Source organism: Xanthomonas sp. NCPPB 4467, from assembly GCF_041475665.2.
Lineage (GTDB): Bacteria > Pseudomonadota > Gammaproteobacteria > Xanthomonadales > Xanthomonadaceae > Xanthomonas > Xanthomonas dyei.
Map to the genome: position 1 here is coordinate 239,051 of NZ_CM191260.1, position 19,621 is coordinate 258,671.

Consider the following 19,621-nt stretch of genomic DNA (forward strand, 5'->3'; position numbering starts at 1 on the left):
GTAGCGCTCGGAACCCGGTGTAGCGAGCGCGCCATAAGAATCCGAATGGCGACTGCCTGCCACGTGCTGTTCGTCGCTCACTAGAACAAGCGCTCAGAACGTGCCACGTTGAATAAACGGCGCTTGCTGATACAGCCGACGTTCGCCACCGCGCGGATCGTTTTCCATCCGGCTCGGCACATCGAACAGCAGGGTGTCGCGGCGCTGCAACGAATACTGCCGCCAGCGCGGGGCACCACGATGCGTGGGGTCGCCGTGCCGCGCGAACGCGATCAACGCAGCGCTCATCTGGTCGGCCATGCGCTGCGCATCGGCGCTGTCGCCGGTCCGCGAACCGGGCTGGCCGATGGTGTCGAACACCAGCGGAATATCCAGCGTGTGGAAGGCGCCGAACTTGCCGCCGTCCAGCGGCGAGCCCCAGTCCAGTTGATACACCCAGGTCGGTGCGCCCTGGCGTGCGCGCGCTTCGGCTTCTTCCACTGCGCCGCGCCACGAGCGGCCGGCGGTGGTGGCGGCAAAGAACACCTCCGATGGCGAATAGTGCGGATACAGCCGGCGGTATTCGGCAATCACCACCTGCGGCAACAGGTCCACGTATTGCTGCGCTTCCAGCTTGGCCGGCAGCGTGTCCCAGGTCAGCGCGAAGTTGGCCGCATCGTTGCCGAGAAACGCGCGCGTCTCGTCGCGGGTATTGCCGATCACCATCGGAATCGTCGCCGACTGCAGCGGTGCGCTCGGCCAGAACGGATGCACCGGCAGGTTGCGCGCATCCAGCACCGGGCCGAAATACAACGCGCTGTTTTCCACCCGCGACGGGTCGCGCACCTGTGCGGCCGCCAGCAGCTGCGCCACCGGCACGCTGCGCAGGCGCGCGAGATCGGCCGGCGCAATCTTCAGCGCCTCCAGCAGCAATTGCGCGCGCTGGGTGGCCGCGCGCGGCCCGGCCGCAGTGACCTGCTGCCCGCTCATGGTCCAGGCGCGATGGAACAGGCCGCGCGCGGCGGGCATGGCCATCAGCGTGGCGATCTTGGCGCCGCCGCCGGATTGCCCGAACACGGTGACATTGCCGGCATCGCCACCGAATTCGGCCGCGTGCTGGCGCACCCAGTGCAGCGCCTGGATCAGATCCAGCTGCCCGGCATTGCCCGAATCGGCAACGCTGGCATCGCCCAGCTGGGCCAGCGACAGATAGCCGAACAGGTTGAGCCGGTGATTGACGGTGACCACCACCACATCGCCGCGCCGGCACAGGCGCACGCCGTCGTAGAGCGGGTCGCTGCCGGAGCCGGTGGTGTAGCCGCCGCCGTGGATATAGACCAGGATCGGCCGCCTGCCGCCATCGCGCAGGCCGGGCGTCCAGACATTGAGGAACAGGCAGTCCTCGCTGGTGGGTTCGCTGGCCTTGGGTTGCGGGGCGGCGGCACCGAAGGCACTGGCATCGCGCACGCCGCTCCACGCGGTCTCCGCCACGGGCGCCTGGAAGCGCCGTGCGGCGGTGTCGCCGCCGTACGGAATGCCCTTGAACACGCAGATGCCCTGCTCGCGATACCCGCGCAACGCACCGCTACGCACCTGTGCCAGCGGTGCGCTGTCCTCGCGCGGCGGTGGCGCCACGGCCGCGGCGACAGCGGGTAACGCGACGGCGGCACTGGCGAGCAATCCACTGCGCAGCAGCGTGCGTCGGCGCGCGTCGGGCGTGGATGGCGCCGTCATCGCGCCGCGTCCTGCGCGGCAGCCGATGGCTTGCTGACGTGCGCAATCCACGCCTGCGCCAGCTGCGGCCACACCGCCACGGTCAACCCGCTGGCGGCGGCGATGCCGAAACCATGCCCGCCCTGCGGAAAAACATGCAGTTCGCTGGGCACGCCGGCGCGCAGCAATGCGTCGTGCATCAGCAGGCTATTACGCACCGATACCACGGTGTCGTCCTGAGCGTGCAGCAAGAATGTCGGCGGGGTGCGCGCGTCCACGTGCAACTGCGGCGAATACGCACTGACCTGCGCAGCACTGGGCGTCTTGCCGAGCAGGCGCTCGCGCGAGCCCATGTGCGCATTGGCGCTGTCCATGTCGATCACCGGGTAGATCAGCAATGCGAAGTCCGGCCGCGCGCTCAGCGCATCGGCGGCGTCCTGCGCCGGGTACACCTGCGCGGCGTAGCGCGTGTCCAGGCTGGCGGCGACGTGGCCGCCGGCCGAAAACCCCATCACCCCGACCCGCTGCGCATCGATGCCATAGCGGCCCGCATTGGCGCGGATCAGCCGCAGCGCGCGTTGCGCATCGGCCAGCGGCACGTCGGCGCCATTGGGGTGGCCTTCGCCGGGCAGCCGGTAGCGCAGCACGAACAAGGTGATGCCGGCCTGGTCGACGAAGCCTGGCACCAGCGCGCTGCCTTCGTTGTCCAGCACGATGCGTTGATAGCCGCCGCCGGGCGTGACCAGCAGCGCGGTGCCGTTGGGCCGCTTGGGGCGGTAGACCACCAGATAGGGCTGGCTGATGTTCTGGATATAGCGGTCGGGCAGGGCGGCATCGCTGCTGCGGTCCACAATGCGCTGCGGCTGCGGCAACGCCTTGTCTCCCGGTGCCATCGCCTGCGGCCACAGGGCGATCCGGCTGGCCTGCTCGGCGGCGGTATCGGTGCTGGGGCGTTCTGCCGACCAGGCCGGCACACTGGCCAGTACAAAGGTGGCGACGGTCACTGCCAGGCAGCGGCGCAGGGCCCGCAATGCCCGGTTTCCACAAGGTTTTTGGCGTGTCTGCTGCATCTACCCCTCCCAGGGCCACTTCGGTATCGCGGTCACAATGTCGCACTGCACATTGCCAATGACACCGGTTTACCATATACAGCACACCGTGCCGCTGTCGATTGGCAGTGCAACAAAACACCTATCAGGGAGACACCCTTGAGCAACGACGCCGCCACCCCGCCAACGTCCACATCCACGCTGTCCGACATCGCCCAGCGCTTTGTGGAGGCACGCCGTGCAGGGGCCTCGCTTCCCGACTTTCCCGGGCAAATCCCCGATGATCTGGTCACCGCCTATCAGGTGCAGGATATTGCCATCAGTCAGTGGCACGACCACGTGGTCGGCTGGAAGGTGGGTTATATCGCCGCCGAGCGCCGCGACGCCTCCGGCGACGAGCGTCTGCTCGGCCCGATCTTCTCTCAGAAGCTCTGGAATGCTACCGGTGGAACAACCGAGTTTCCGATCTATGAAGGCGGCTTCGGTGCAGTCGAAGCCGAGTACGTGTTGCGCCTGGACGCCGACGCGCCGGCCGACCAGAGTCACTTCACCCCGGAGCAGGCCGCGGCCCTGCCGGCGACGCTGTTCATCGGCGTGGAGATTGCCAGCAGCCCGCTGGCGACCATCAACAAGCTGGGCCCGCGCGTGGTGATTTCCGATTTCGGCAACAACAACGGGCTGATTCTGGGCCCGGAAGTGAGCGACTGGCTGGGCCGCGACGAAGCTGCGCTGAGCGCCGAAACCCTGATCGACGACCAGGTAGTGGGCACCGGCGGCGCCACCACGCTGCCTGGCGGGTTGCGCGCGGCCTACGCATTTGCGCTCAGCCGTTCTGCCCAGCGCGGGCGTCCGCTCAAGCGCGGTGATCTCATTGCCACGGGCAATGCCACCGGTATCCATGACATCGAAGTGGGACAGCGTGCCCTGATTCGCTTCGCCGGCATCGGCGACATTTCCTGTACGGCCGTGTCCGCCAACTAACGGTGGACCCCGTGACCAGACGCTTGGGAGGGCGCCAATGATCACACGCAGACATTTTCTCGGTGCCGGGCTCGGCGCCGCCGCGGCCGCGCCCTGGCTGGGTGCCGGCGCCACCACGCCGATTCCGGGCGGGCAATTGCTCACCGCCACCGACGTGCACGTCGGCGACTACCCCACCGTGGAGGCGGTGCGGTGGTTCGGCAAACAGCTCGAAGCACGCACCAACGGCCGGCTCAAACTGCGCCAGTACCACTCCGGCCAGCTGGGCCGCGAGTCGGAGGCGATCGACATGGCGCGCTTCGGCGCCATCGACATCACCCGCGTGTATTCGGGTGCGTTGAACAACACCTTTCCGCTGACCCAGGCGCTGTGCCTGCCGTATGTGTTCGACTCGGTGCCGCATCTGCGCCGCGTCATCGACGGCCATGTCGGCGACAGCATCCTGCGCAGCTTCGAGCAGCGCGATCTGGTGGGGCTGGCGATCTACGATTCGGGCGCGCGCTGCTTCTACAACACCAAGCATCCGCTGCATCGCCCGGAAGATCTCAAGGGCCTGAAACTGCGTGTGGCCTCGTCGGACATCTTTCTCAAACTGATGCGCATGCTGGGCGCCAACCCCACACCGATGTCGCTGGGCGAGACGTTTTCGGCGATGGAAACGCACATGATCGACGGTGCGGAAAACAATATGCGCAGCTTCCAGTCCAGCCGTCATTTCGAAGCGGCGCAATACTGGTCGCAGAGCGAGCATTCCTACGCGCCGGACATTCTGGTGATGTCGCGCAAGAGTTTCGAATCGCTCAGCCCGGCCGACCGCGGCCTGGTGGTGGAACTGGCGCGCGCGTCGGTGCCGGTGATGCGCGAGTTGTGGGATGCGTCGGAAACGGTCGCGCGCAAGCAGGTGATCGATTACGGCGTGAAGCTCAACCAGGTCGACATGCCGGCGTTCCGCGCCGCCGCCGCCCCGCTGCTGGCCGAATACCGCAAGCAGCCGGAGATCGAAGCGCTGTACCGCCGCATCCGCGATTTCGCATAGAGGTATCCCGATGACCGAACCCGAGACCGTCGCCGTCCCGGTCGCGCCGTTGCAGCGCGCGCTGGACCGCGTTTCCGATATTGCCATTGGCGTGGCGTCGCTGGCGCTGCTGGGCCTGGTGGTCGTGCAGGGCTGGCAGGTATTCACCCGCTACGTGCTCAACGACTCGCCCAGCTGGACCGAGCCGGTGACGCTGTTGCTGCTGAGTACCGCGCTGAGTCTGGGCGCGGCCGCCGGTGTGCACACCAATCGCCACTTCGGCTTCTATCTGCTGGGCGAACACGTACCGCCGCTGGTGCGCAAAGTGTTCGATCTGATTCGCCCGCTGATGATCATGGCCATCGGCGCGGTGTTGGCGCGGTGGAGCGCGGCGCTGCTGATCGATGGCCTGGACATCAAGATGGCCGGCGCGCAGATGCCACAGAGCATCAACTACCTGCCGTTGTCGGTTGGCGGTGCGCTGATGGTGGTGTTTGCCTTGTACAAGTTGTGGCGTGTGCTGCGCCCGATCCACACCGGAGGAGTGCGCTGATGGGCATCGCCATGTTGTTGGGAACCTTTGTGGTGCTGCTGCTGATCGGCGTGCCGGTGGCCTACGCTTTGGGCGCGGCCGCACTGGCCACGTTGTTGTACCTGGACCTGCCCACCGTGGTGCTGGTGCAGCAGATTTCCGCCGGTAGCGGCTCGGCATCGTTGATTGCGATTCCGCTGTTCATCTTTGCCGGCGAGCTGATGTTGCGCGGCGGCATTTCCGAGCGCTTGATCGCGCTGGCGTCGTCGTTGGTGGGGCGCGTGCGCGGTGGCCTGGGGCAGGTCAGCGTGCTGTCGTCGCTGTTCTTCGGTGGCGTGTCCGGCTCGGCGATCGCCGACGTGTCGGCGGTGGGCGGCACCATGATTCCGCAGATGATCAAGCGCGGGTACGACCGCGATTACGCGGTGAACGTGAGCATGACCGCCGCACTGGTGGCGTTGCTGGTGCCGCCCTCGCACAACCTGATCCTGTTTTCGGCAGCGGCCGGTGGCGGCCTGTCGATTGCCGATCTGTTCGCGGCCGGCATCGTGCCCGCGCTGCTGATGACCGCCGCGATGATGGTCACCGGCTATGCGGTGGCGCGCCATCGCGGCTACGGCACCGAGCCGTTCCCGGGCTGGCGTGCGGTGGCCTTGCGCCTGTTCGGCGCATTGCCGGGCCTGGGCCTGGTGGCGTTGATCTTCATCGGGATCCGCGCCGGCATTTTCACCGCGGTGGAAAGCGCCGCCATCGCTGTGGTCTATGCGTTGATCGTCACCGCGCTGCTGTATCGCCAGTTGCGCTGGGCCGAGTTCTTCGCCGCCGTCACCCATGCCGCGCGTACCACCGGCGTGATCCTGTTCGTGATCGCCACCGCGGCGGTGTTCGGCTGGTTGCTGGCCTATTTGCAGGTGCCGGCAGCGGCAGTGAAGTTCCTGCAGGCCATCGCCGACAGCAAGAACACCGTGCTGCTGATGATCGTGGTGATGCTGCTGTTGCTGGGCATGTTCATGGACCTGGCACCGAAGATCCTGATCTGCACGCCGATCTTTCTGCCGGTGGTCAAGGCCTACGGCATCGACCCGATCCACTTCGGTCTGGTGATGGTGCTGGCCGGCGGCATCGGCCTGATCACGCCGCCGATCGGCTCGGTGCTGTTCATCGGCACCTCCATCGGGCAAATCACCGTTGCCCAGAGCATGCGCACCATCTGGCCGTTCTGGCTGGCGGCACTGTGCGTGCTGTTGATCGTGGCGTTTTTCCCGGAGCTGTCGTTGTGGCTGCCACGCGCGCTGCGCGCGTGAGGGCATGACGCACTGAGCGATCCGGTGCCTGGTGGACGGGTGTGATGGATGCGGCAGGCGATGCCGCGTCGATCGCCTCACCTGCCGGGCGCGTGCGACGCCTTGCCGAGCGTGCAGGACGTTGCTGCTGGCGGGAGGTTTCCGCCTCATTCGGTTAACCGGTGGCATTGCCTGCCGGTGACCGCATCGCCCCACTCCCGGGGCCTAGGAGACAGCATGCGTGTCCGTATCACTTCGCCCCGTCTGCGCTGGTTGGTTGCCGCCGGATTGCTGCTGTGCGCCGGCCTGAGTGGCGCGGCCGACTGGAAGCGCGGTATCGAACATCAGCGCATCGCCGACCAGGGCAACGGCACCTTCCTCAACCCGGTCCTGGCCGGCGATCACCCCGACCCGTCGGTGCTCAAGGACGGCGACGATTACTACCTCACGCTGTCCTCGTTCGACGCGTATCCGGGCCTGCCGATCTGGCATTCGCGCGATCTGGTCAACTGGCAGCCGCTGGGCCACGCCATCACTCAAAACGTCGGTGCGATCTGGGCGCCGGACCTGATCAAGCACGGCAAGCGCTATTACATCTACTTCCCGGCCCGGCGCGGCGACCAGGGCGAGCGCAGCAACTTCGTGGTGTGGGCCGATGACATCACCGGCCCGTGGAGCACGCCGATCGACATCGGCCTGGGCAAGTACATCGACCCCGGTCATGCGGTGGGCGAAGACGGCAAGCGTTATCTGTTCCTCAGCGGCGGCGATTACGTGCAGCTCTCCGACGACGGCCTGACCGTGGTCGGCACGCCCAAGCACGTCTACGACGGCTGGAAGTACCCGGAAAGCTGGGACGTGGAAGGCTACGCGCAGGAAGGCCCCAAGATCACCCGCCACAACGGCTGGTACTACATGACCACCGCCGTGGGCGGCACCGCCGGCCCGCCGACCGGGCACATGGTGATCACCGCGCGCTCGCGCTCCATCCATGGTCCGTGGCAGAACGCGCCCAACAACCCGATCACCCGCACCAAGAGCGCCGACGAGCCGTGGTGGTCGCGTGGCCACGCCACCCTGGTGGAAGGCACCGACAAACGCTGGTGGATGCTGTACCACGGTTACGAACACGGCTTCTGGACGCTGGGCCGGCAGGCCTTGCTGGACCCGATCGAGTGGACCCCGGACGGCTGGTTCGTCGCCAAGGGCGGCGATCTGGGCACCCCGCTGAAAAAACCCAGCGGCCAGGCGCTGGCCCACGGCCTGGCGTTGTCGGACGACTTCCGCGCCAGCACGCTCGGCCCGCAGTGGGCGTTCTTCAACCCGGCGGCCGACGAAGCCAAGCGCCTGCAGGTGGGCGATGGCGTGTTGCGCCTGCAGGGCAAGGGCACCGCCCCGCGCAACGCCTCGCCGCTGACGGTGATCGCCACCGACCAGGCCTACCAGTTCGAGGTGCAGATGACCGTGGCACCGGGCGGGCAGGGCGGGGCGCTGCTGTTCTACAGCGACAAGCTCTACGCCGGCGTGGGCAGCAATGGCGAACACTTCGTCATGCACCGCTACGGCGAAGAACGCCCCGGCACGCTGGCCCCCAGTGCTACCGGTGGCACCTTGTGGCTGCGGGTCACCAACAACCGCCACATCGTCACCATCCACAGCAGTACCGACGGCAAGACGTGGACCAAGTACCCGGTGCAGATGGAAGTGTCCGGTTACCACCACAACGTGGCCGGCAAGTTCCTGGCATTGAAGCCGGCGCTGTATGCCGCCGGCCCAGGCCAGGTGGAGTTCCGCAACTTCCGCTACCGCGCCCTGGACTGACCGTTCTGCATCGCCGGGCATGCCGCCGCGATGGCCGCTGCGGCGTGCCTTGCGCGGCGGGTCCGGGGTGGCGGCAGGCTTCGCTCAGGTCTGCCGGCCGTCTGGCCGGTAGAATCCAATCAACTTCACTGGTTGACCGCTATGCCCGCCCGCAAGATGCCTGAAGAGGGAATGCCCGGCCTGCCGAAGGGCAAGGTAGCCACGATCAACGACATCGCGCGGATGTCGGGCGTGTCCAAGAAGACCGTGTCGCGGATCATCAACAACTCGCCGCTGGTGCGCCAGGACACCCGCGAGAAGGTCGAGACGTTGATGCGCGAGGTTGGCTACTCGCCCGACCCGCTCGCGCGCGGGCTGGCGTTCCGGCGCTCGTTCCTGATCGGCATGGTCTACGACAACCCCACCGCGCAATACATCGTGGACATGCAATACGGCGCGCTGGACGCGCTGCGCGGCTCCAGTTTCGAGCTGGTGGTGCACCCCTGCGACAGCCGTAGCCCGGGCTACATCGAAGGCGTGCGGCGTTTCGCCCAGGCGCAGAAGCTGCACGGGGTGATCCTGGTGCCGCGCGCGTCCGAAGATCAGGCGCTTGCCGATATGCTGGCCGAGATCGGCTGCCGCTACACCCGTATCGCCTCGGTCGCGCTGGATACCACCTCGCAAACGGTGATCACCCACGACCGCGACGGCGCCGCCGAGGCGGCCGACTACCTGCTCTCACTCGGCCACCGCGACATCGCCCTGGTCACCGGCCCCAGCGCCTACCGCTCCTCGATCGAACGCACCTCGGGATTTGCCGACGCGCTGACCCGGCGCGGCATCGAACTGCCGTCCGAGCGTATCGTCGAAGCCGGCTACACCTTCGAATCCGGCGTGGCTGCCGCCGAAAAGCTGCTGCTGGGCAAGAAGCGCCCCACCGCCATCTTCACCGGTAACGATGAAATGGCCGCCGGTATCTACAAGGTCGCCCTGCGCGCCGGCATCAACATCCCGCGCCAGCTGTCGGTGATCGGCTACGACGACAGCTCGCTGGCCTCGCGCCTGTGGCCGCCGCTGACCTCGGTGCGTCGCCACACCCGCGACACCGGTCGCACCGCCGCGGCCATGCTGATCCAGCCCGACAACGCCCCGCAACTGCCCACCGCCAGCGTGCGCCCGCACCTGATCGTGCGCGACTCCTGCCAACCGCCGGAAGATTGAGCACCGCGCGCCGCGACCCCAAGCGGCGCGGGCCTTCCGCTCCACCTTGCAGGACGTTGTGCCGGTCAAGGTGAGAACAGCTGCCTCGATCGGCCAACGGCTGGCCCCCATCCGCCCTTCGGGCACCTTCCCCCGCAGGCGGGGGAAGGGAGTGCGCCGATCGCTGCGGTGACGCCCTCTCCCGCTTGCGGGGCGAGAAGGCACGGCTTGCGGCGTGCCTTGGAGCGACCGCCTTGGAGCGCCCGCGCCGCAAGCGCGGGCCAGGGCGCGGAGCGGGGGCTTGGGGTGAGGGCACGGCGGCAGACAGCCATCTGAAAGCTCAGCCGTTAGCTGAGGTACGGGGCTCACAAGCCTCTACCCGACCCATCAAACCCCGCACTAAGAGTGGCTAACAAAACGTAGCGAGCAGTCGTCAGGTGGGTACGGACGGCGCGGAGGAACCGGAGTGTACGAGGGGTACAGGCCGTGCCGAGCACTGGCCGCGCCCGCCTTGCGGCTGCACAGTAGTTTTGTCAGCTGCTCTAAACGCCGCGCGTTGCCTCGCACCCTCATCCGGCGCTGCGCGCCACCTTCTCCCGAGGGCAGAAGGGATTCCCGCGCCGTCAGGCACTATCGTGCACTGCGCAATGACACCGGTTAACCAGAGCCGGTAGACTACCCACGGAGCAAGCCCTCTTCCCCCCGCTTGCCACGGAGATCGCGCATGTCCCTGTACTGCAAGACCCACTACGCCACCCACCCGGATGCCATCAAGGGCGCCAGCAACGACGACCTGCGCGCGCTGTATCTGCTCGACGGCCTGTTCGTCGACGGTGCGGTGACGCTCAAATACACCCATTACGAGCGCTTCGTGCTCGGGGGCGCCGCACCGCTGGGCACCGCGCTGGAACTGCCCAAGCAGACCGAGCCGGCCGCCGCCGCCGGTCACCCGTTCCTGGAGCGCCGCGAGCTGGGCGTCATCAACGTCGGCGCCGGCACCGGCACCGTGACCGTGGATGGCACCGCCTACACGCTCGGCCCCAAGGACGGCCTGTACGTGGCGATGGGCAGCACCGATGTCAGCTTCGCCTCGGACGATGCCGCCAACCCTGCCAAGTTCTATCTGGCCTCGACACCGGCGCATGCGCGCTTCGAGACCAAGCAGCTGTCGATCAAGGATGCGGTGGCGCTGGACCGTGGCACGCTGGAAACCAGCAACGAGCGCACCATCTACCAGTACATCGTGCCGGCCACCTGCCAGTCCTCGCAGTTGCTGCTGGGCTTGACCGTGCTCAAGCCGGGCAGCGTCTGGAACACCATGCCGCCGCATCTGCACGACCGTCGCAGCGAGGTGTATTTCTATTTCGACCTCGGCGCCAACGACCGCGTCTATCACTTCATGGGCGAGCCCGAAGCACAGCGTCACATCGTGATCCAGAACAACGAAGCGGTGGTGTCGCCGCCGTGGTCCATCCACATGGGCGCCGGCACCAGCAACTACGCCTTCATCTGGGCGATGGGCGGCGAAAACCTGGATTACACCGACATGCACGTGCTGGATATCTGCCAGCTCAAGTAAGCCCGGTTTCGATCCATTGTTCGCTCCAGTGACGCCGTCTTTCCAGGCGAGCGCCGGCAACGTCAGCGCGCCCCGACGCGGCGTTGGCGAAGCACCAGTTCAAACAATGCAAACGCACTCTGCCGCGCACTGCGCGGTTCACTCATCACACCATGGCACATCCAGCAGGAGCGATAAGGTAATGAGCAATCCGTTCAGTCTCGAAGGCAAGGTCGCATTGGTCACCGGTGCCAACACCGGCCTGGGCCAGGGCATCGCGCTGGCATTGGCCGAAGCGGGCGCGGACATCGCCGCCGCCGGCATCCAGGCGCCCACCGAGACCGAAGAAAAGGTCAAGGCGCTGGGCCGCCGTTTTATCGCCATCGAAGCCAACCTGATCAGCATCGAGCCGGTGCAGCGCATCGTCGAGGCCACCATCGCCGGCCTGGGCGGGTTGGACATCCTGGTCAACAACGCCGGCCTGATCCGTCGCACCGACGCGGTCGATTTCAGCGAGCAGGATTGGGACGACGTGCTCAACGTCAACCTGAAGTCGGCGTTCTTCATGGCGCAGGCCGCCGGCCGTCATTTCATCGCCCAGGGCCGCGGCAAGATCATCAACATCGCCTCGATGCTGTCGTTCCAGGGCGGCATCCGCGTGCCCTCGTACACCGCCAGCAAGTCGGGCATCGCCGGCATCACCCGTCTGCTGGCCAACGAATGGGCCAGCAAGGGCGTGACCACCAACGCCATCGCGCCGGGCTACATGGCCACCAACAACACCGCGCAGCTGCGTGCCGATGAAGACCGCAACAAGTCGATCCTGGATCGCATCCCGGCCGCGCGTTGGGGCGTGCCGGCCGATCTCGGCGGCACCGCGGTGTTCCTGGCCAGTAGCGCCTCGGACTACGTCAACGGCGCCATCATCCCGGTCGATGGCGGCTGGCTGGCGCGCTGATCCAGATCGCATGGCGATGGCGCGTACTGTCAGAGGCGCGCAGCCGCTCCTGGTGTCCCGCGATACCACGTCCTTCTCCCGCGAGCGGGAGAAGGTGCCCGCAGGGCGGATGAGGGCAGCAACTCGTCCGGGACCGTCATCAAGGGGTGCGCAGAGTCTTGGTCACTGCTTGTTCGTTTCGTGCCGAAGCCCCGGATGGGGACCGCAATCGAACGCACCACGCGGCAGTCCCTAGCCTCCATCCTTTTCCGAACCACTCTTCCCCAACCAATCGGAGCATTCCCATGAAAATTGCACTCATGAATGAGTTTAGTCAGGCCGCCAAGAACCCGGTGATCCTGCAGCAGCTCAACGACGTCGCCGGCGAACAAGGCCACAGCGTGTTCAATGTCGGCATGGACGGCGACAACGATCACCGCCTGACCTACATCCACCTGGGCATCGTCGCCAGCCTGCTGCTGAACTCCAAGGCGGTCGACTTCGTCGTCGCCGGCTGCGGCACCGGCCAGGGCGCGATGATGTCGCTCAACGCCCACCCGGGCGTGTTCTGCGGCTACTGCATCGAGCCGACCGACGCCTACCTGTTCGCCCAGGTCAACAACGGCAACGCGCTGTCGCTGGCATTCGCCAAGGGCTACGGCTGGGGCGCGGAAATCAACGTGCGCTACATCTTCGAAAAAGCCTTCAGCGGCGAGCGCGGCCTGGGCTATCCGGCCGAGCGTCGCGAATCGCAGGCCGCCAACGCCGGCATCCTGACCCAGGTCAAGCAGGCCACCGCCAAGTCCTACCTCGACGGCCTGCGCGCCATCGATGCGGAACTGATCAAGCAGGCCATCGGCGGCGAGCGCTTCCAGCAGTGCTTCTTCGACAATGCGCAGGATGCGGAGATTCGCAACTTCGTCGCCGGCCTGCTGGGCAAGAGCGAAGCCGCTGCTGCCTGAGTGCATCCGCATGCGCATGCCTGTGTTGCTCTGCACCGGGAGCAGGCATGCGTCAGCAAGGCGAGTGCGTGAGACGTCGCTGACGCGTCAGGCATCGCACGGCGTCACCCACTGCTGATACAACAGTAGGTGACAGTCACTGCACACCCTGCCGTGACTGACTCCGATGCCGGCGCCCCAAAAGCGTGGGTGCATCCGCTGCGAATAGAGAGCGTGCGTGGACGCGAGCAGAAACACATGTGCATTCGTCCAGAAGCACTCGTGCATTTAACCGAAAGCGCGCGTGCATCGAGCCCCTCTCCCACCGAGGCGAGAAGGCACGGCTTACGCGCCATGGGCGCGCATGCCTTGGAGCGCCCGCGCCGCAAGCGCGGGTCGGGACGCGGAGCGAGGGTTGGGGTGAGGGTACGGAGGAAGACAGCCAACCGGCAGTCAAGCGCAGGCATCGGACCCGCTCAATAACCAGCAACTGCCGATGTTGTCGATGACCCGCCGAAGCATCACGCCACCCGTTCTGGATCCAGCCAACGCGCGAAGTACGGATGCCAGTCGCATCGAAATCATGCATCAAGCGTGCAGCTATACGTCGGTACCGCACTGCAGATAGCAGCAAGACCAGATCCAAAAGCAACAACAACAAACACCGCACTCACCAGGAGCTCCACATGCGTCGACTGCTCATCGCCATGCTGCTGCTCTGCACCGGCATCGCCCACGCCCATGCTGCGCCCCATCGCATCTTTATCGCCGGCGATTCCACTGCGGCCGAGTACGGCGCCGATCGTGCACCGCAAGCCGGCTGGGGCCAGATGTTGCAAGCGTGGTTCGACCCCGCGCAGTGGCAAGTGCACAACCACGCCAAAGGCGGCCGCAGTACCCGCAGTTTCATCGCCGAAGGGCGCCTGGACGCCATTGCCAAGGAGTTGCAACGTGGCGACATCCTGCTGATCCAGTTCGGGCACAACGATGCCAAACGCGAAGACCCCACGCGCTATACCGACCCGCAAGGCGACTACGTGCGGTTCCTGCGCCAATACATCGCCACCGCGCGCGAGAAGGGCGCCACGCCGATCCTGATCACCCCGGCCGCGCGCCTGCTCTACGATTTCGGCGCATTGCTCGATACGCACGGCCGCTACACCCTGGCCATGCAGCAACTGGCGGCCGACCAACACGTCGGCCTGATCGATCTCAACGCCAGTTCCAGCGACTGGATTCGCGCACTCGGCGAGCAAGCCGCCAAGCCGTATTTCCTGTTCGTGCCCGAGCAGAACAAGGCAGATGGCACCCATTTCAGCCGTGCCGGCGCCACCGCAGTGGCCTGCCTGGTCGTGCACGGCTGGGTGCAGCTACAGCCTGAGTTAAAACCCCAGCTGCGTCGCGACGCCGATTGCGGCGCAGCGCCCGATACCGCTACGCAACGCGCCACACAGGCGCATCCGTCGCTGGTTGTGCACGAGCGCGATCTCGCCCGCGAACAACCCGGCCCGCACGGCGGCGCCGGCCCCACCACGGCGCATCCCTTTTTCGCAGACGCGCCGGAGTTGAAGTTCGTGTTGCGCAAACGCGTGCTGCACAAAGGTGCCGGCATCGGCCTGCATCTGCACGACAAGGACGAGATCTATTACATCGTCAGCGGCCGCGGCCTGTATGCGCTGGATGGCAAGCAGTACGACGTCGCAGCGGGCGATGCACTGCTGACGCGCCCGGGCAGCACCCATGCATTGCAGCAAGCTGGCGACGCACCATTGGTGCTGTTGTTGGCCTACCTGCCAGCGCCGGCAGGGTGAACCGTCGGCGCAATGCAGCGCAGGTATGGGCGCCGCAGACGCGCCACCCAAGCGATGCCCGCCGACCCAGCGCTGCAACCCCGGTGGCATTCGATCCAGGCCTGCAGCCATCGCCGTGCATTGCGCCGCATGACCTTCGGCATGCTGGCAGGCGGCCTCGACCGGCGGCATGATCGACGATCCCAAACCGCTCGGCGCGTATGAAAACTCCCTGGCTGCTTCTGTGTGTGTTCATCGCGCTGGCGCCTGGCGCACTGGCCAGCCCGGCGCCGGATGTCCCTGCACCGGTCGCCCTGGATCTGCAACTTGTTCCCTATGCGGACAAGGGCGAGGTGAAGACGCTGGAAGTGCGCCTGCGCTTTGCGAAGGCGGCGATCGCGCGCGACGAGATCGTCGTGTACCTGCCGATGATGGCGGGCAACGTCGATACCGCTGCCGAAAACATTGCCTCGATCGAAGCGAGCGATGCGCAGGGCAAGGTACAACTTGCAGCACGCGACTCCACCGCGGAAGAAAGCGAGGATCAGCCGTTGCGCGTCTGGACTGCGCCACGCGCGCTCAGCGGCCCGCTGACCTTGCGCTACCGGGTACCTGCGAATGCGACGCGGCCTCCGCGCGGCCCGGCACCGCCGATCGCCTTCCGCAACGATGACCAGGCATTTTCTGCGGCGGCCAGTGTGTTTTTGGTGGTGCCACCGAAACGGCAGACCTACGTACTCAACATCGATTGGGACCTGTCGCATCTGCCCGACGGCGCCAAGGGCGTGAGTTCGTTCGGCGAGGGCGATGTGCGGGTCGATGAGATCGATAGCGGCGGTTTGTCCGGCCTGTTCTTCATGGCCGGGCGGGTCGGACATTGGCCGAGCGTGCCGCGTGCGGACGGGTTTTCGGTCGCCTGGCAGGGGCAACCGCCCTTCGATGCCAATGCGTTATCCGCGTGGGTGGGCAAGCTGCACGAGCAGTTCGAGCTGGCGTTTCCGCAGCCCGCGTCCAGGCCCTACACGATCTTCCTGCGCTACAACCCGGTCAACGCGGGCGGCGGCACCGCACTGAACCAGTCCTTCGTCACCACCTATGGCGCAGGGGGCGGCGCCGACGTGAACCTGATCAAGCTCACCTTGTCGCATGAAATGTTCCATACCTATCAGCCGCGCCTTTCCGGGCACGGGCCCGAGTCCACGACCTGGTTCAGCGAAGGCTCGGCGGTGTTCTACGAGGCGTTGCTGCCGTTGCGATTCGGGCTGCTCACCCCACAGCAGTTTCTGGATTCGCTCAACATGACCGCGGCGCGTTACTACACCAATGCGCTGGGAAATCTGCCCAACGCACGCATCGATGAGGGATTCTGGAAGGACACCCGCATCCGCACGCTCGCCTACGACCGCGGCATGTTGTATCTGGCCACGGTGAACGATGCGCTACGCAAGCGATCGCAGGGCCAGCGTTCGCTGGACGACCTGCTGCGTGCGCTGCTGGCGATCGGGCAGCAGCGCGAGGCGACGCAGGCCGATTGGGAGGCCTTGTTGAAGGCAGAGCTGGGCGCGGCGGCGGTGCAGGACTTTCATGCCTTCCTGGCCGGCACGCCGCCGCTGCCGGCGTCGGACGCGTTCGGGCCGTGCTTTCGCAGGACCAGCAAGCCGCTGCGGCGGTATGTGCTGGGATTCGAGCCGGCGGTGCTGGCCGAACCCAAGCGCGTCGTGCGCGGGCTGATGGCAGCGTCGGCGGCCGCGCAGGCAGGAGTGCGCGATGGCGATGAGATCGTGCGTCCGGTGCCGCAGGACGGTATCCAGGGCAATCAGACCGAGCGCCTGCAGTTGCGCCTGCGCCGCGACGGCAAGGAGTTCGATGTGGACTATCTGCCACGCGGCGAGCAGGTGGACGCCTGGCAATGGGAGCGCGTGCCTGGGGCGGACGATGCGCAATGCCGGCTGTGAGCCGGCGCTGATGCGCGCAGGCGTGCCTGTCTGCGGATAGGCACCCGGCCATCCGGTGCGCCGTTGCGCACGTGCAGCTATCGGTTCCGCTGCCGGATCACTGCGTTGCTGAGGTGCCCGCATGCGCGACGGGGATTGCATTCGCATCCCGCGGTCGCGGCGCGTTCGTCTGCAACCTTGCGTGGCCAGTGGCATCTGCGGCGGCAGCGCATGAATGAAAGCTCAGGCCTTATCCACCCCGTAATGCACCAGGCCCAGCCGCGCCAGGTCGCTGGAGCGGCGGTAATAGACTTCTTCCCAGCCTTGCACGCGTTGGCGGTCGGCCTCGTTCATGGCATCCAGGATGTCTTCGATGCTGAGCAGGTCGGGGTCTTCTTCCAGCCGTTCGAACACCGCGCCCAGGCCTTCGATGGCCTGCCGGGTCTGCGCTGCGCCCATGGCCGCCAGACCGCGCACTGCGTCGCTGCGGGTGGCCGCATCCCAGCGGTCGAAGTAGCGGGCGTAGCCGCTCTCAAGCATGTCCGCATCCAGCCGCGCGAGCGCGACCAGCTCGCGTTCGCCCGGCGATAGCGCGTCCAGATGCCCACGCAAGGTGACCAGTTTTGCCTGCGCGCGTGCGGTGCGACGGCGCCACAGCAGCTCGGGCATGTTGAGCAGCCCTTCCGCTGTGGGCGGTACGATCGCGGGCCAGTTCACGCCATGGCCGTCCTCGGTGATCTGCCAGTGCGCGCGCTGCGGCGGGGTCGCCTTGAGCAACAAGCGATGCGCCTGGATGGGCTCGTCGATGCGGATGCCGTTGGCCAGGGTGAACAGCAGGCGGGTGTCGTCCAGCTCCAGGCGCCGGATGCACAGATGCGTCAGTTCCATTGAGCGAAGACGATATGGGGAGTCTCGACCATAGTCCGCGCTGGCAGTGGTGTCGAGTCGCTGCACACTTCGCTGTCCCGCAGCGCGAACTGCACGTGCGTCGCATCGCCTTGCCAGCGCGACGCCGCCGTCTGGCCAAGGCACAACAGGGCAGCGCAATGCAGCGAAGTACCACGGCGCGCTACTTTCAGCCTTGCACCTCACGGTGTCCGACACGCAGCGCAGGCCACACGGACGTACAGTCCTTCGCGGCGTTAACCGCGTTGGCCGCTGCGTGCAACGCGGCGGGCAGCGCAACGTGGCTGCTTTACACGTCGCCGTCGCGGCTCCAGCCTTCGCCACTGCCGCGCTGGATCACTGCATCGCTGCTCAGCACATCGCCGGCCGGCACCTGCGCGTGTTGCGCCAGTGCAGCGTAGATCGGCGTGAAGTCCGGGCTGGTCGCGTCCATCAACTGCGCAAAGCTGCCGATGACGAAATAGGTCTTCTGAAAACTGTCGATGCGGTAGCGGGTGCGCATGATGCGCTGCAGATCGAAGCCGATGCGGTTGGGTGCGGGCGAGTCCAGCGAATACAGCGATTCGCCTTTCGACGACACGATGCCGGCGCCGTAGATGCGCAGACCTTGCGGCGTGGTGATCAGGCCGAATTCCACCGTATACCAATACAGCCGGGTGAGGTTCTGCAGCGCGTCCGGGCCGATGCCGTGCGCCTTGACCCCGCCACGGCCATAGGCCTGCATGAAGTCGGCAAACAACGGGTTCATCAGCAGCGGCACATGCCCGAACAGGTCATGGAACAGGTCCGGCTCGGCGATGTAATCGATCTGATCGGGGCGGCGGATCCACCAGGTCACCGGAAAACGCTTGTTGGCCAGGTGATCGAAAAAATCCAGTTCCGGCAGCAGGCCTTCCACGCCCACCAACGTCCAGCCGGTGGCCGCCTGCAGCACCGCGTTGAGCGCGTCGAAGCGCGGGATCTGGCCGTCGTCCATGCCCATGGCGTCCTGCGCCTGCAGGAACTCATCGCAGGCGCGGCCCACCAGCAACGCACGCTGGCGGCGATACAGCGTGCCCCAGGTGGCATGGTCGTCGCTGCTATAGCCGTCCCACGGCTGGTCGACCACGGCCGTGGTGTAGACCGGCACATACCCCTTGTCGGTAAGCTGGTTTTCGACGCGGCGCGGGGCAGTGTTCATGCGGCAGGACTTCCGTAGCGACCAAGGATTCACCTTAGCCGGATCGCCGCGCAACAGGATTGCGAATCTTGCGCAGTGCCGGCACTTACGCGCAAGATTTGTGCGTCTTAATCTGATGCTGCGCAACATATGGACCAACCAATCGCCCTGGACCGCACCGATCTGCGGTTACTCGCCCTGTTGCAGACGCAGGGGCGCACCAGCAACGCCGAGCTCGCCGTGCAGGTGAATCTGTCCGCGTCGGCCTGCCTGCGGCGCACGCAACGGCTGGAGGCCGTCGGCATCATCGCCGGCTACGGTGCGCGCCTGGATGCGCGCGCGCTGGGGCTGGGGCTGCAGGCTTTCGTGCGGGTGCAGCTGGAGCAGCACGGTCAGGCCGATATCGCGCTGTTCGCCGACGGTGTGCGCGGTTGGGACGAAGTGGTGGCGTGCTGGGCGCTGACCGGCGACATGGATTATCTGTTGCAGGTGCAGGTGCGCGATCTGGAGCATTTTTCGCGGTTTCTGCTGGATCGCTTGCTCAATGCTACCGGCGTGTCCGACGTCAATTCCAGTTTCGTCCTGCGCACGGTCAAGACGCCCGAAGGCCTGCCGCTGTCGCATCTGGCGTGAGGCGTCAGTCGCCTGGGCCGGCTGCGAAACGCGTTCTGCCGGCGGAATCGGGCGCACCCGGTCGCGCGTACAGCCTGTTGCGATCAACTGATCTGGCTGACCTGCGAGGTCCGGCAGCGGGCGCCGTCGCGCGGATCGCGCCGGCAGGAGCAGACGCTCCCAGGTAGACCGCACTTGCTCGCCAAACGATAACGATTTACATTTACGTAAC

Annotated in this window: 16 protein-coding genes and 1 other RNA gene; 12 read left to right on the forward strand and 5 right to left on the reverse strand. The window is 66.3% G+C overall.

The window, feature by feature from the left end; genetic code table 11:
• Window positions 1-93: 93 nt before the first annotated feature.
• Both ACCQ06_RS00920 and ACCQ06_RS00925 read right to left on the reverse strand, forming a co-directional pair.
• Entirely contained in the window at window positions 94-1,713 is a 1,620-nt protein-coding gene (locus ACCQ06_RS00920; RefSeq protein ID WP_316689894.1) for a carboxylesterase/lipase family protein, read from the reverse strand.
• Complete coding sequence (locus ACCQ06_RS00925) at window positions 1,710-2,762, reverse strand: alpha/beta hydrolase (RefSeq protein ID WP_228324756.1); 1,053 nt, start codon at window positions 2,760-2,762, stop codon at window positions 1,710-1,712. Before ACCQ06_RS00925 ends, ACCQ06_RS00920 begins: the two co-directional genes overlap by 4 nt.
• A gap of 138 nt (window positions 2,763-2,900) precedes the next feature.
• Between ACCQ06_RS00925 and ACCQ06_RS00930 the strand changes: the two genes are divergently transcribed.
• From ACCQ06_RS00930 to ACCQ06_RS00955, 6 genes are all read left to right on the forward strand, one after another.
• Window positions 2,901-3,722 carry a 2-keto-4-pentenoate hydratase gene (locus ACCQ06_RS00930; RefSeq protein WP_228324755.1) on the forward strand — a complete coding sequence of 274 codons (822 nt, stop codon included), beginning with the start codon at window positions 2,901-2,903 and terminating at the stop codon, window positions 3,720-3,722.
• 37 nt (window positions 3,723-3,759) lie between these two features.
• A complete protein-coding gene (locus tag ACCQ06_RS00935) occupies window positions 3,760-4,758 on the forward strand; it encodes a TRAP transporter substrate-binding protein (RefSeq protein ID WP_228324754.1) in 999 nt (332 codons plus the stop codon).
• 10 nt (window positions 4,759-4,768) lie between these two features.
• Window positions 4,769-5,290, forward strand: coding sequence for a TRAP transporter small permease (locus ACCQ06_RS00940; protein ID WP_228324753.1), 522 nt, complete (start codon window positions 4,769-4,771; stop codon window positions 5,288-5,290).
• A complete protein-coding gene (locus ACCQ06_RS00945) occupies window positions 5,290-6,573 on the forward strand; it encodes a TRAP transporter large permease (protein WP_064507995.1) in 1,284 nt (427 codons plus the stop codon). Before ACCQ06_RS00940 ends, ACCQ06_RS00945 begins: the two co-directional genes overlap by 1 nt.
• A gap of 216 nt (window positions 6,574-6,789) precedes the next feature.
• Entirely contained in the window at window positions 6,790-8,373 is a 1,584-nt protein-coding gene (locus ACCQ06_RS00950) for a family 43 glycosylhydrolase (RefSeq protein WP_228324752.1), read from the forward strand.
• A gap of 141 nt (window positions 8,374-8,514) precedes the next feature.
• On the forward strand, window positions 8,515-9,573 hold the full coding sequence (locus ACCQ06_RS00955) for a LacI family DNA-binding transcriptional regulator (protein WP_211287704.1): 1,059 nt from the start codon (window positions 8,515-8,517) through the stop codon (window positions 9,571-9,573).
• A 386-nt stretch (window positions 9,574-9,959) separates the two neighbouring features.
• Here ACCQ06_RS00955 and ACCQ06_RS00960 read toward each other — a convergent pair.
• Window positions 9,960-10,035, reverse strand: a non-coding RNA gene (locus tag ACCQ06_RS00960) — sX9 sRNA.
• 241 nt (window positions 10,036-10,276) lie between these two features.
• Here ACCQ06_RS00960 and kduI point away from each other — a divergent pair.
• The 5 genes from kduI (at window position 10,277) to ACCQ06_RS00985 (ending at window position 16,733) form a co-directional block, all read left to right on the forward strand.
• Window positions 10,277-11,131 (forward strand): 5-dehydro-4-deoxy-D-glucuronate isomerase, encoded by an 855-nt coding sequence (gene kduI / locus ACCQ06_RS00965; protein WP_228324751.1) that lies wholly within the window; start codon window positions 10,277-10,279, stop codon window positions 11,129-11,131.
• 181 nt (window positions 11,132-11,312) lie between these two features.
• A complete protein-coding gene (gene kduD, locus ACCQ06_RS00970; RefSeq protein WP_228324750.1) occupies window positions 11,313-12,068 on the forward strand; it encodes a 2-dehydro-3-deoxy-D-gluconate 5-dehydrogenase KduD in 756 nt (251 codons plus the stop codon).
• A 284-nt stretch (window positions 12,069-12,352) separates the two neighbouring features.
• Window positions 12,353-13,009: an RpiB/LacA/LacB family sugar-phosphate isomerase gene (locus tag ACCQ06_RS00975; RefSeq protein ID WP_228324749.1), complete on the forward strand. Its 657-nt coding sequence runs from the start codon at window positions 12,353-12,355 to the stop codon at window positions 13,007-13,009.
• A gap of 665 nt (window positions 13,010-13,674) precedes the next feature.
• Window positions 13,675-14,799, forward strand: coding sequence for a GDSL-type esterase/lipase family protein (locus ACCQ06_RS00980; protein ID WP_228324748.1), 1,125 nt, complete (start codon window positions 13,675-13,677; stop codon window positions 14,797-14,799).
• A gap of 200 nt (window positions 14,800-14,999) precedes the next feature.
• A complete protein-coding gene (locus ACCQ06_RS00985) occupies window positions 15,000-16,733 on the forward strand; it encodes a M61 family metallopeptidase (RefSeq protein ID WP_228324747.1) in 1,734 nt (577 codons plus the stop codon).
• A gap of 222 nt (window positions 16,734-16,955) precedes the next feature.
• On the opposite strand, the gene ACCQ06_RS00990 is transcribed toward ACCQ06_RS00985, so the two are convergent.
• Both ACCQ06_RS00990 and phhA read right to left on the reverse strand, forming a co-directional pair.
• A complete protein-coding gene (locus tag ACCQ06_RS00990; RefSeq protein ID WP_228324746.1) occupies window positions 16,956-17,600 on the reverse strand; it encodes a DMP19 family protein in 645 nt (214 codons plus the stop codon).
• Window positions 17,601-17,907: 307 nt separating this feature from the next.
• Window positions 17,908-18,798, reverse strand: coding sequence for a phenylalanine 4-monooxygenase (gene phhA / locus ACCQ06_RS00995; RefSeq protein WP_316689895.1), 891 nt, complete (start codon window positions 18,796-18,798; stop codon window positions 17,908-17,910).
• 129 nt (window positions 18,799-18,927) lie between these two features.
• On the opposite strand from phhA, the gene ACCQ06_RS01000 reads away from it, so the two are divergent.
• Window positions 18,928-19,410, forward strand: a complete 483-nt coding sequence (locus tag ACCQ06_RS01000) for an Lrp/AsnC family transcriptional regulator (RefSeq protein ID WP_104616239.1) — start codon at window positions 18,928-18,930, stop codon at window positions 19,408-19,410.
• Window positions 19,411-19,621 lie beyond the last annotated feature (211 nt).

What these genes read in the sequence shown, in the direction of transcription:
- ACCQ06_RS00925 (WP_228324756.1), bottom strand. Translation starts at nt 2,762, where the DNA reads ATGCAGCAGACACGCCAAAAACCTTGTGGAAACCGGGCATTGCGGGCC.
- ACCQ06_RS00920 (WP_316689894.1), bottom strand. Translation starts at nt 1,713, where the DNA reads ATGACGGCGCCATCCACGCCCGACGCGCGCCGACGCACGCTGCTGCGC.
- ACCQ06_RS00980 (WP_228324748.1), top strand. Translation starts at nt 13,675, where the DNA reads ATGCGTCGACTGCTCATCGCCATGCTGCTGCTCTGCACCGGCATCGCC.
- ACCQ06_RS00935 (WP_228324754.1), top strand. Translation starts at nt 3,760, where the DNA reads ATGATCACACGCAGACATTTTCTCGGTGCCGGGCTCGGCGCCGCCGCG.
- ACCQ06_RS00940 (WP_228324753.1), top strand. Translation starts at nt 4,769, where the DNA reads ATGACCGAACCCGAGACCGTCGCCGTCCCGGTCGCGCCGTTGCAGCGC.
- kduD (WP_228324750.1), top strand. Translation starts at nt 11,313, where the DNA reads ATGAGCAATCCGTTCAGTCTCGAAGGCAAGGTCGCATTGGTCACCGGT.
- kduI (WP_228324751.1), top strand. Translation starts at nt 10,277, where the DNA reads ATGTCCCTGTACTGCAAGACCCACTACGCCACCCACCCGGATGCCATC.
- ACCQ06_RS01000 (WP_104616239.1), top strand. Translation starts at nt 18,928, where the DNA reads ATGGACCAACCAATCGCCCTGGACCGCACCGATCTGCGGTTACTCGCC.
- ACCQ06_RS00950 (WP_228324752.1), top strand. Translation starts at nt 6,790, where the DNA reads ATGCGTGTCCGTATCACTTCGCCCCGTCTGCGCTGGTTGGTTGCCGCC.
- ACCQ06_RS00975 (WP_228324749.1), top strand. Translation starts at nt 12,353, where the DNA reads ATGAAAATTGCACTCATGAATGAGTTTAGTCAGGCCGCCAAGAACCCG.
- ACCQ06_RS00945 (WP_064507995.1), top strand. Translation starts at nt 5,290, where the DNA reads ATGGGCATCGCCATGTTGTTGGGAACCTTTGTGGTGCTGCTGCTGATC.
- ACCQ06_RS00990 (WP_228324746.1), bottom strand. Translation starts at nt 17,600, where the DNA reads ATGGAACTGACGCATCTGTGCATCCGGCGCCTGGAGCTGGACGACACC.
- ACCQ06_RS00985 (WP_228324747.1), top strand. Translation starts at nt 15,000, where the DNA reads ATGAAAACTCCCTGGCTGCTTCTGTGTGTGTTCATCGCGCTGGCGCCT.
- ACCQ06_RS00955 (WP_211287704.1), top strand. Translation starts at nt 8,515, where the DNA reads ATGCCCGCCCGCAAGATGCCTGAAGAGGGAATGCCCGGCCTGCCGAAG.
- phhA (WP_316689895.1), bottom strand. Translation starts at nt 18,798, where the DNA reads ATGAACACTGCCCCGCGCCGCGTCGAAAACCAGCTTACCGACAAGGGG.